Annotated in this window: 8 protein-coding genes; 6 read left to right on the top strand and 2 right to left on the bottom strand. The window is 72.2% G+C overall.

What is annotated here, in order from left to right:
* The first annotated feature begins 301 nt into the window (after window positions 1-301).
* Window positions 302-1306, top strand: a complete 1005-nt coding sequence (locus GKQ77_RS19875) for an acetylxylan esterase (RefSeq protein WP_219690271.1) — start codon at window positions 302-304, stop codon at window positions 1304-1306.
* A 119-nt stretch (window positions 1307-1425) separates the two neighbouring features.
* On the top strand, window positions 1426-2637 hold the full coding sequence (locus tag GKQ77_RS19870; protein ID WP_219690270.1) for a transglycosylase family protein: 1212 nt from the start codon (window positions 1426-1428) through the stop codon (window positions 2635-2637).
* 24 nt (window positions 2638-2661) lie between these two features.
* Here GKQ77_RS19870 and GKQ77_RS19865 read toward each other — a convergent pair whose 3' ends face one another.
* On the bottom strand, window positions 2662-3429 hold the full coding sequence (locus GKQ77_RS19865) for a helix-turn-helix transcriptional regulator (RefSeq protein ID WP_219690269.1): 768 nt from the start codon (window positions 3427-3429) through the stop codon (window positions 2662-2664).
* 63 nt (window positions 3430-3492) lie between these two features.
* Window positions 3493-5211 carry an amidohydrolase gene (locus GKQ77_RS19860; RefSeq protein ID WP_308117720.1) on the bottom strand — a complete coding sequence of 573 codons (1719 nt, stop codon included), beginning with the start codon at window positions 5209-5211 and terminating at the stop codon, window positions 3493-3495.
* 302 nt (window positions 5212-5513) lie between these two features.
* Between GKQ77_RS19860 and GKQ77_RS19855 the strand changes: the two genes are divergently transcribed.
* The 4 genes from GKQ77_RS19855 to GKQ77_RS19840 all read left to right on the top strand — a co-directional run.
* Window positions 5514-6803: an MFS transporter gene (locus GKQ77_RS19855; RefSeq protein WP_219690267.1), complete on the top strand. Its 1290-nt coding sequence runs from the start codon at window positions 5514-5516 to the stop codon at window positions 6801-6803.
* Between the two features lie 215 nt (window positions 6804-7018).
* Window positions 7019-8014, top strand: coding sequence for a hypothetical protein (locus GKQ77_RS19850; RefSeq protein ID WP_219690266.1), 996 nt, complete (start codon window positions 7019-7021; stop codon window positions 8012-8014).
* Window positions 8015-8147: 133 nt separating this feature from the next.
* Window positions 8148-9362 carry a hypothetical protein gene (locus tag GKQ77_RS19845; RefSeq protein WP_219690265.1) on the top strand — a complete coding sequence of 405 codons (1215 nt, stop codon included), beginning with the start codon at window positions 8148-8150 and terminating at the stop codon, window positions 9360-9362.
* Window positions 9359-9910 (top strand): HAD family hydrolase (locus tag GKQ77_RS19840; RefSeq protein WP_219690264.1); only part of this gene is annotated, 552 nt, incomplete at its 3' end. The genes GKQ77_RS19845 and GKQ77_RS19840, both read left to right, overlap by 4 nt.

Below are 9910 nucleotides of genomic sequence, written 5' to 3'. Positions count from 1 at the left end.
GGATCGACATGACCCATCCGTTCCCTGACCCCGTACCGCCGGGCCCCTTCCCGGACCCGGACCCCGTGCCGCAGCCCGACCCGCGGCCCACGCCGGAACCGTCGCCGTCCCCGATCCCCAAGCCGCCGGGGCCCGACCCGGTGCCCGAGCCCCAGCCGGGGCCGCTGTCCTGACGCTGAGGTGAGGGGGGCGGGGCCGCCGTGCCCTGCCTCCCATCCGGGCGGGAAGTCGCCCCTGCCGGACGCGGGGGCGACTGGCATAGCGTGAGCCTCCGACACCGTGTCCGAAGGAGGAGCCGCCCGTGCCCCAGTTCGACCTGCCCCTCGATGAACTGCGCCGCTACCAGCCCGAGTTGCCGGAGCCCGACGACTTCGATGCCTTCTGGGAGAAGACGTTGCTGGAGGCGCGTCAGCACGAGGTGGACGCGCGGTTCGACGCGGTGGAACTGCCGTTGCGGGGCGTGCGGGTCTTCGACGTCACGTACGCCGGATTCGGCGGGCACCCCGTCAAGGGATGGCTGGTTCTGCCCGCCGGGGTCGGGGCCGGGGCCGAGGTCGGAGGAGGGGCCGGGCAGCCGCTGCCCGCCGTCGTCGAGTACATCGGCTACGGCGGTGGACGCGGGCTGCCGCACATGCATCTGCTCTGGGCCACCGCCGGCTACGCGCACTTCGTCATGGACACCCGGGGGCAGGGCAGCGGAGGGTGGGCGCAGGGCGACACCCCGGACCCCGTGGGCAGCGGACCCGCGTATCCCGGGTTCATGACACGCGGCATCGAGGACCCGCACGACTACTACTACCGGCGGCTGTACGTCGACGCGGTGCGGGCCGTCGAGGCCGTCCGTGCCCATCCGCTGGTGGACTCCTCGCGGGTCGCCGCGCTCGGGGTCAGCCAGGGCGGCGGCCTCGCCCTCGCGGTCGGCGGTCTCGTACCGGACCTGGCGGCCGTCGCGGCCGACGTGCCGTTCCTGTGCGACTTCCCGCGTGCGGCGACCCTCACCGACCGTCAGCCCTACAAGGAGATCGGCCTCTATCTGAAGGCCCGTCGGGACGGGCAGGAGCGGGTCTTCCAGACGCTCTCGTACTTCGACGGCGTGCACTTCGCCGCCCGGGGGCGGGCCCCCGCGCTCTTCTCGGCCGCCCTGGAGGACCAGACGTGCCCGCCGTCCACGGTGTTCGCCGCCTTCAACGCCTATGCGGGAAGCGAGCGTTCCATGGAGGTGTACTCCTTCAACGATCACGAGGGTGGCGGCCCCTACCAGCAGGAAGTCCAACTGCGTTGGTTCGAGGGGCATTTGAGGTCATGATCGGCCAACGCCCCGTATGCGCCCGGCACTTGTCATGGATTGGTCCGACCGGCTAGCTTGCGGGCTTGTCGTGTGTCTGTGTTGCAATCCGTGATGACGTGTGTCCTAGGGGGCTCGCCATGGCCGTACGGGGCCGGCACCGCCGGTATCAGCCGAACCGCATCAACCGCGCGTCACTCACCGTCACCGCGGGCGGGGCGGGCATGGCGCTCCCGCTGACCGTCGCGGGCACCGCCGGTGCCGCCGACGTCGACACCTGGAACAAGGTGGCGGCCTGCGAGTCCGGCAACAACTGGAGCATCAACACCGGCAACGGCTTCTACGGCGGCCTCCAGTTCAAGCAGTCCACCTGGGAGGCGTACGGCGGTACGGCGTACGCGCCGCGCGCCGACCGGGCCACCAAGGACCAGCAGATCGCCGTGGCCGAGAAGGTCCTGGACGCGCAGGGCCCCGGCGCCTGGCCGGTCTGCTCGGCGAGGGCCGGGCTCGCCAAGGGCGGCGGCTCGCCCGACATCGCCCCGGCCCGCGCCAAGGCGAAGCCGGTGAAGCGCGACGTCAAGGACGTCAAGCCGGAGGTGACCCCGCAGTCCACCGCCGGTACCGCCGAGATGTACACCGTGGTGCGCGGCGACACCCTCTCCGGGATCGCCGACGAACGCCGGGTCAGGGGCGGTTGGCGCCAGCTGTACGACACCAACCGACGGGTCATCGGCGCCGACCCGGACCTGATCACGCCGGGCCAGCGGCTCTCCGTACACGGGCAGGGGAAGCGCGCCCCTCAGAAGACGGCCCCCCAGAAGAGCGCCCCCCAGAAGAGCGCCCCGCAGAAGACCGCTCCCCAGAGGACCGCTCCCCAGAAGAAGGCCCCGGAGAAGAAGCGGGTGGTCCCCGCCCCGCGCACCGAGAAGGCCAAGCCCGCCGCCGCCACGGCGGCCGTCGCCCCCGTCGCCGCATCACCCAGCACGCCCTACCGCGCGGCGGGCCGCTCCTGGTCGAAGGGGTACCACACCGGCGTCGACTTCGCCGTGCCCACCGGCACCTCCGTGCGGGCCGTCGCCGCGGGCCAGGTCGTCTCCGCGGGCTGGGGCGGCAGCTACGGCTACCAGGTGGTCATACGCCACGCCGACGGCAAGTACAGCCAGTACGGGCACCTGTCGGCGCTCTCGGTCAAGGCCGGGCAGAAGGTCGGCGCGGGCCAGCGCATCGCCAGATCGGGCTCGACGGGCAACAGCACGGGCCCGCATCTGCACTTCGAGGTGCGGACGGGGCCGGGCTTCGGTGCGGACATAGACCCACTCGCCTACCTGCGGGCCCGCGGCGTACGCATCTGAGGCCGGGTTGTCGGACAGCGGCTGTCAGCGGGCCGGTTCGATCCCCCAGGTGGCGGCTCTGGCGGCGGCGGCCGCGCGGTTGGGCAGGTCGAGCTTGGTGAGGATGTGTTCGACGTGGGTGCCCACGGTGCGGGGCGTGATGTACAGCCGCTCGGCGATCTCGCGGTTGGTGCGGCCTGTGGTCAGTTCGGCCAGCACCTGTAGCTCCCGGGGCGAGAGGCCGCCGGGCCGCCGTGCTTCCTCGGTGGCGGCTGGCCTCTCGGCGGGCGGCGGGCCGGAGCGGGGGTCGAGGGCCGCCGCGAGGGACTCGGTGAGCAAGGTGACCACGGCGCGCGCCGGGTCGGGTGTGCGCCGTGGACGGCGCGTGCTGACGTTCAGCATGCCGACGTACCGTCCGTCGGAGGCGAACAGGCACTGGGCCACCCCGTCCTCGATGCCGAGGGGGGCCAGCACCTCCTGGAAGCCGGGGGAGGACGCCAGGAGCCGGCCGGGGACGTCCCTGAGCCAGAGACCGTCCCGGGCCGGGCCGCGGAGCACGGTGAACACCGGGTCGTGGTGGAGGCGGGCCTCGATGTAGGCCGTGGCGTCGTCCGGGTAGCTCCCGGCCACAGTGGTGTGGCGGCGGCGCAGGGGATCCCACCGGGCCAGGGAGGCGTGGTCGTACTCCACCACCTCCGACAGCGCCGCCAGGACCGTGTCGACGCCGGCCGCACCCCTCGTGGCGCTCCTGGCCGCCTCGCGGACGTGGACGGCCGCGTCCAGGAGGTCCGCCGTGCTCCGCTCCGCTGTCATCCTCCGAGGATGATCATGTGCCTGGCGTACGTCAATCGGGAGCGGTCGGGTTCGATCGCTCGGTCACCCCCGGTCAAGAAGAGTGTCGTGCACGATCTGCCCGTCCACGACGGTGAGGACGACGGGCATCCGCGGGATGTCGTGGGGGTCGGCGCCGAGCAAGTCGCCGTCGAGCACGCAGAGGTCGGCGACCTTGCCCGGTTCCAGGGAGCCCTTCCAGTCCTCGGCGAAGTCCTGCCAGGCCGCGTCGATCGTGTACGTACGGATCGCCTCGGCCAGGCCGATGCGCTGCTCCGGACCGCTGACCCGGCCCGCGGCCTTCGACTCGCGCAGCATCATGGTGGCGATGCCCTGGCGCCAGTCCGGGTCCGTGACCGGCGCGTCGGAGCCGCTGGCGACCCGTACGCCCGCGTCGATGGCGTCGCGGTACGGCCACGCGTACGCCGCGCGCTCGGTGCCGACGAACTCCTCCTCCATGTCGGCGACGGTCCACTTGATGGTGGGGTTCATGTTGACGCCGAGGCCGTGCTCGGCCAGCACCTTCATGCTGTGTGCGGTGAGGAAGTCGCCGTGGATGACGTAGTGGCGGGCGTCGGGCCGGGGGTGCTCGGCCATGGCCGCCGCGAAGGAGTCCGCGACGGCGTCGCAGCCCCGGTCCCCGGTGACGTGGACGCCCAACTGGTGCCCGGCGACGTGGGCATGCCGGATCATCGCGTCCATCTCGGCGGTCCGGTCGGCGTCGCTCTCCCCGCCCACGCACAGGGAGCCGCAGCCGCCACCGACGTACGGCTCGTTCATCCAGGCCGTCTTGTTGGGCACGACACCGTCGGCGAAGATCTTGACCCCATGGATGGCGAGGCGGCGCGGATCGGCCTCGCCGTACTCGCCGTACTCGCCGAGGGCGGCCAGGGAGCGGGCGAACTCCTCGGCGGTGCTCGCCATTCCGGTGGGCAGCAGCAGGACGCCGAGGCGGGCGGTGAGTTCGCCGTCGGCCAGCAGTCGGCGGTAGACGTCGAGGGTCTGCGTGCCGAGTGCGCCGCGCATGATGCCGTCGCCGCCGGGGCCGAGCCCGGGCTCGGTGTAGCTGGTGATGCCGAGCCGGGCGAGCGAGGCGAGGGCCGACTTGACCGCGTCGATCCGCTCCTGCCTGCTCAGCGGCGGCAGCGCGTTCTGGATGAGGGCCTGCGCTCCCTCGTGGAGCAGCCCGGTCGGCTCCCCGGCCCCGTCCACGACGATGGCCCCGCCGGGCGGCGCGACGGTGTGCCTGTCGATCCCGATGAGTTCCAGCGCCTTGGAGTTGACCCAGGTGGCGTGCCCGGAGAAGGAGTACAGGACGACGGGGTGGTCCGGGCTCACGGCGTCGAGGTCGTGCCGCGAGGGCATCCGTGACGGATCGGCGGCACACTCCGCGAGATAACCGGGGTCCCAGCCGTGCCCCGTGATCCACTGCCCGCCCGGCACACGCCCGACGGCTTCCCGTACGGAATCGGCCACCTCCGCGAGCGAGGACACGGTGGGGTGGCCGAGGTCGAGGGAGAGCGGCGGCGACGCCATGCCGTAGGCACAGCCGTGCAGATGGGAGTCGTTGATCCCGGGAAGGAGCGTCGCTCCCCGCAGATCGACGACCCGGGTGCCGGGCCCGATGAGCGGCGCGACATCGTCCCGCGTGCCGACGGCGCTGATGACCCCGCCGCTCACCGCGAGGGCCGAGGCGACGGAGAACTCCGCGTCGACCGTGACCACCTGCCCGCCGAAAAACACCAGATCCGCATACGTGTCCACAGAAGGGTCCTCTCGAAAACCGGGCGCACCAGGGCCGCCCGCGAACGATCTCCCGAGAACTATGGCGGCGCCCCGGCCCTCCCCACATCGGTCAACCGACCGATGGCAGGGGGCCTGCATGGCTGGTTTCAGGACAGTGGCGAGAAATTCGGCCAGAACCCGGTCCGCGCGATCCCGAGTACCCGGTGAAACCCTTGACGTCTCAGCAGGTGGACTATTAGCCTCATGATCGTTTAATCAAATTAATTGCGGGTTCAACCTGCACGGGGGAATGCGGTAAAAGTGCTCGGAAGCTCGAGATCGTGTCCGTGACGAATAAAGAGAAGGCGGAGGGAGGGAAACAGAAGGCAAAGTTCACGCCCCTCCTCAAGGCCCCGGTATTCCGGCGGTTCTTCATCAGCCGCGCCATTTCTCTCATCGGTGACGCGGTCGTGCCGACCGCCCTGGCCCTCAGCCTCGTGGCGCGCGAGGCATCCGCCGTCTGGCTCGGCGCCATGATGGCCGCGGCGATCCTGCCCAAGGTCCTCCTCCTCGCGGTCGGGGGAGTGGCCGCCGACCGACTGCCCAAGCGGCCGTTGATGGTCGTCTCCTCGGCCGTGTGCGGCCTGACCCAGATCGGCACGGCCGCGGTCTTCCTCACCGGCCTGCCCCTGTGGGGGGCGCTCGCCTGCCAGGCCGTCTTCGGCATGTCGATGGCGATCGGCTACCCCGCGACCTTCGGCTACCTGCCGCACTGCGTCGAGCCCGGGGACCTCGGAGCCGCCAACGCCCTGGTCGGAGCATGGACCGGGACGGCGTCCCTGCTCGGCCCCACCCTCGCCGCGGTGAGCGCCGCGCTCGGGCCGCCCTCCGTGGCGCTCGCGGTCGACGGGGCCTCCTTCCTGATCAGCGCCGCGCTTCTGGCGGGCCTGCCGCGTGGGGAGTCCACCGGGCCGCCCCGGCCCGCGGGGGCCGGGCTGCGCGAGGGCTGGCAGGCGCTGCGCGGCCTGCCCTGGCTGCTACGGATGACGGTGGTCGACAGCCTCATCCTGCTCCTGGTCGCCGCGCCCTTCATGGTGCTCGGGCCCGGCATCGTGCAGCGCCTCACCCCCAACGGGTGGGCCCTGCTGATGGTCTCCTTCGCCCTGGGCGAGCTGCTGGGCAGCCTCGCCTGCGGCCGCGCGCGCCTGCGCCGCCCGATCCTGACCGCCGCGCTCGGACTGCTGGCGATGGGTCTGCCTCCCCTGCTGCTCGCCTCGGGCGCGGGAGTACCGGCCCTGTGCGCCGCGCAGTTCCTCGCGGGCGCGGGCATCGCCGCGTACGGCGTACTCGTCAACACCGCCATCCAGCAGACGGTCCCGGCCGACCGGCTCTCCCGGGTCGGGGCGATCTCCTCGATCGGCTCCTTCGCCTTCCTGCCGCTCGGGTACGTGCTCGCCCCGCTCCTCGCGAGCGTCGTCGGCCCCGAGCCGCTGCTGTGGATCGCCGCGGTCTGGACGTGCGCCTCCGTCGGCGCCCTGGTCTCGGACCGCGCCCTGCGTGAATTCGGCCCTCACGCATCCGCCGAGCCTGTCCGGGGCGCCACGGAACGAGAACCTGGAAAAGAGCGATGATGCCGGTCACCCGTCATTCCAGCGTGGCCGACTGGGCCCGCGGTATACCGCCGGAATTACCGGCACCGGAAATAGAGAGGACCGTTCCATGGCTGGCCGCGGAGGAAGGGAGAATCAGTCGTGAGCAGTACGTTCTCGCTTCCGGACCGATTGGCTCCGGAATTCTCGACGCGCCGTCGCCCGGAGGTCCCGGGGCGCAATTCGCGACCTGTTATGTGATTCCGCACGACTGCCCGCACACCACCTACGCCACCTGGTCCGTCCTCTTCGGTTCCCCGGTACGGGACCTGCTGGACCGCCTGCCGGAGGACGCGCGGCCGGACCGGCTGCGGCAGGCGGCGGAGCTGGGGCGTCGGGTGCGCGTGGAGGAGACCGACACCCTCGCCGTAGTCTCACCCGGATCGACACGGCCGGGTGTCACCGCGGGCGGGGAGCGCGCCCTGGCCGCTCTCATCTCCGGCGCCGAGCGGATCGCGGCCGAACAGGGCCTGCCGGTGGTGGAGTTCGGCAACGTACGCGACGAACCCGAATGGGCCGCACTGCACCGGATCCTGCGCGAGCGCGGGTACGTGCCGGTGACCACCGGAGCCGACGCGGTACTCGACGTCCCCGCCACGGGCCTCGATGCCTACTTCGACGGCTTCCGCTCCCACCGGCGCAAGGTGCTCCGCAAGGAACGGGCCCGCTTCCTGGACCGCCGGCCCCGCGTCGAGGTGCTCGGCGCCGACGGCCTCACCCCCGACCTGGTGGAGCTGCAGCTCGACCGGTACCGGCGCTACGGGCACGAAGCCGACGCCGACGCCGTACGCGACCGGTTCCGGCGCGCCGTCTCGATCCCGGGACTGCGCGTCCTGCGCGCCGACGGCGAGGACGGCCCGCTCGGATTCGTCGCCTTCTACGAGGACCTGCCGCACCGGCGCCTCGTGCCCCGCCTCGGCGCCTTCAGCACCGAGGACCGGGGCAGCTACTTCAACCTCGCCTACTACGAACTCATCACCCACGCGGCGCGAGCTGGAGGCTTCCGCATCCACTACGGGGAGTCGACGTACGGCGCCAAGGCCGCCCGCGGTTGCCGGCTGACCAGGCTCGTGACCTACTTCCGCGCCGCCGACCCGCACCTGCACGACGCCCTCACCGCGGCCGGAGCCCTCCGTTCCCACCTCGAGGAGCGGGAGATCACCGCCGCCGAGGGCACGTATGCCACCTCCTGACCGCAGGCCACGGCCCCCGGTCACCACGGAGCGACCCCGCCACCACACCGGGCCCGGCCCGGCCCCCCGACGCGCGCACCGGCGCGTCCGGGCCGGTTCCGCGTGCCCTTCCCAGCGAAGAGAGAGACCACCCATGACCGCATCCGGTACCAGGACGTCCCTCGTCGGCATGGAGGTCTTCCGTGCCGCGGCCGGCATACGCCACCTGCACTCCGTGGACGTGGCCGGCGAGACGCACCCGCTCTCCCCCGTCTCCGGCGGCTTCGTCACCCTCCGCCCCCGCGGCTTCAAGGAGGACATGACCGCGGCCCTCGGCGCACTCGGCTGGGGGCGGCCCGTGGCGTACGTCGAGGACACCTGCGGGCTTGCCGAGTTCACCGCGGCGGCCACCGAGTCCGAGTACCTGCCGGCCACGGCGGACAGCGCCGAGCCCGTCGCCTTCGTGGTGCCCACTCTGTTCCGCAGCCGCCGGGCCGGATCGATCGAGCGGCGCCTGACGAAGCGGAGCGCGACCGCCTTGCCGCGCCCTCAGGCCGTCGCGCCCGGAGACGCAGCATCCAGAGACGCCGCATCCAGAGGCGCTGCCCTCGGAAACGCCGCTCGCAGAGGCGCCGGACACCCCGCGAAGCCCCAGCGCGTACGCGCCGTCGGGGTGGGGCCCTGGACCCCCGCCGGAGGCGAGGACGCCCTCGGAGCCCTGGAGACCGGCTGTCCCGTGGTCATGACCGACTGGACCTACCGCCACACCTTCACCCAAACCCCCGGCCACGAACGGTTCCGGCCGCACGTACTCCCGTACCGCTACGGCGACTTCGACCAGAACATCGACCAGGTGGACGAGGCGCTGAGCGAGCTGCACGCCGCCGGTCACGACCGCGTGGGCCTGCTCGTCGAGGGCAACCCCGACACCTACGACGTCCTCGACGGCCTCCCGCTCACCGGCCGCGAGATCCACGTCACACCCGGAGTCCCGATCGGCCTGCTCGCCGCCGCGCAGACCGCCCGGCACTTCCGGGAAGACCCCTTCGACCGGTCCTTCGCCTACCTCTCGGGGCTGCACGGCCGCCACAGCCTGCCGCCCCAGCAGTTCCTCGGCGAACTCACCAGCTACCTGTCCGCGGGCATCACCTGCGTCCTGGTGGAAATGCACAAGGGCGACGTCGAACTCGCCCTCGAAGCCGTCCGGCTCTGCGGGCAGGAGAAGTCCGCCGTACTGATGAGCAACCACTTCTCCAGCGAGGAGGAGACCATCTTCCTGCCCGGCACCCCGGAGGGGCTACGGGCCGGACTCCCGGCCGACCGAGGAGGCCTGTCCACCCTGCTGATCGCCGACGGAGGCCTGCGATGACCCGCGACCTGCCGCCCGCCGTACTGTTCGACGCCGCCGACACCCTGCTCGAACTCACCCCCGCCTTCCCCGAACTGCTCTCCACCTCCTGGCTCGGGGACGAGGGGGCACCCTCGGCACAGGACGTGCGCGAGGCACTGTGGGCCATCGGCGCGGAAGGCCACTGGCCCGACGACGAGGCCGACCCGGAAGCCCGGCTGACCATGTGGACCGTGTTCTTCCGGGACGCCCTGCGCCGCGCGGGCGGCGCCGACTCCCTCCCGGCCGCCCGGCGCGCGGCCCGCTACGCCCTGGACCCCGCCAACTACCGCCTGTACCCCGACGTCCTGCCCTGCCTCGACACACTCCGGGCGTCCGGGCACCAGCTGGCCCTGGTCTCCAACTTCGACGGCTGGCTACGGGAGATCCTCGCGGCGCACCGGCTCACCGACCGCTTCGACGAGATCGTCATCAGCAGCGAGGTCGGCTTCGAGAAGCCCCGCCCGGAGATCTTCGACCTGACCTGCCGAAGGCTCCAACGCCCCCCGGGGGAGTGCGTGTTCCTCGGT

The organism is Streptomyces anatolicus (assembly GCF_019400875.1).
GTDB classification, from domain to species: Bacteria; Actinomycetota; Actinomycetes; order Streptomycetales; family Streptomycetaceae; genus Streptomyces; species Streptomyces anatolicus.
The sequence above is the reverse complement of the archived record's forward strand: the minus strand, read 5'-3'. Positions and strand labels throughout refer to the sequence as shown.

Bases quoted from the DNA above. Each gene is read 5' to 3' on its own strand.
- GKQ77_RS19870 (WP_219690270.1), top strand. From the start codon at position 1,426: ATGGCCGTACGGGGCCGGCACCGCCGGTATCAGCCGAACCGCATCAAC.
- GKQ77_RS19865 (WP_219690269.1), bottom strand. From the start codon at position 3,429: ATGACAGCGGAGCGGAGCACGGCGGACCTCCTGGACGCGGCCGTCCAC.
- GKQ77_RS19845 (WP_219690265.1), top strand. From the start codon at position 8,148: ATGACCGCATCCGGTACCAGGACGTCCCTCGTCGGCATGGAGGTCTTC.